Here is a 917-nt window from a genome sequence, read left to right as displayed (position 1 = left end):
CCTTCGAGCGCCTTCAGCGCCGAACCCTTGACCATGGGGATGTCATCGCCCGGGAAGTCGTACTTGGAGAGCAGCTCGCGCACTTCCATTTCGACCAGCTCCAGCAGCTCGGCATCATCCACCATGTCGCACTTGTTCAGGAACACGATGATGTAAGGCACGCCGACCTGACGGGCCAGCAAGATGTGCTCGCGCGTTTGCGGCATGGGGCCGTCAGCGGCCGAACAGACCAGGATTGCGCCGTCCATCTGGGCCGCACCGGTAATCATGTTCTTGACGTAGTCAGCGTGACCCGGGCAATCCACGTGGGCGTAGTGACGATTCGCGGTTTCGTATTCAACGTGTGCGGTGTTGATCGTGATACCACGCGCCTTTTCTTCCGGCGCTGCGTCGATCTGGTCGTACGCCTTGGCGGCGCCACCGAACTTCGATGCCAGCACCGTCGTGATCGCTGCCGTCAGCGTCGTCTTACCATGGTCAACGTGACCAATCGTGCCCACGTTCACGTGCGGCTTCGTCCGCTCAAACTTTTCCTTGGCCATGCCTTACTCCAATCAATTCCAACTGAGAATATGGATTGAAAACAAAAAATAAAACGTGGTGCCCATGGCGTGGATTGAACACGCGACCTCTCCCTTACCAAGGGAGTGCTCTGCCACTGAGCTACATGGGCCGATTAACTCTTCGCTCACAACACTCTGACGCCAGACACTAGCCCAGCGACAAACCGCAAAAACCACCTGGAGCGGGTGAAGGGAATCGAACCCTCGTCTTAAGCTTGGAAGGCTTCAGCTCTACCATTGAGCTACACCCGCACAAAACGATCCACCCGCTTCGATTACCAACCAACCGCAACGGTAAAACCAAAATCTTTGCGTTCAAATCTTGAATTTCGCTCATAAACCAAGCCGCAAGGC

General features: G+C 55.9%; 1 protein-coding gene and 2 tRNA genes. All 3 read right to left on the bottom strand.

Annotation, left to right across the window (positions count from 1 at the left end):
- A partial coding sequence (locus ABDB84_RS19200; RefSeq protein WP_345921398.1) for a GTP-binding protein occupies window positions 1-542 on the bottom strand: 542 nt, incomplete at its 3' end.
- A 56-nt stretch (window positions 543-598) separates the two neighbouring features.
- Window positions 599-673 (bottom strand) — tRNA-Thr (locus ABDB84_RS19195).
- A gap of 68 nt (window positions 674-741) precedes the next feature.
- A tRNA-Gly gene (locus ABDB84_RS19190) sits at window positions 742-815 on the bottom strand.
- Window positions 816-917: the final 102 nt, after the last annotated feature.

This window comes from Uliginosibacterium sediminicola (assembly GCF_039631295.1).
Taxonomy (GTDB): Bacteria; Pseudomonadota; Gammaproteobacteria; order Burkholderiales; family Rhodocyclaceae; genus Viridibacterium; species Viridibacterium sediminicola.
Note: the sequence above shows the minus strand (reverse complement) of the source record. Positions and strands in the feature narration are given on the sequence as shown.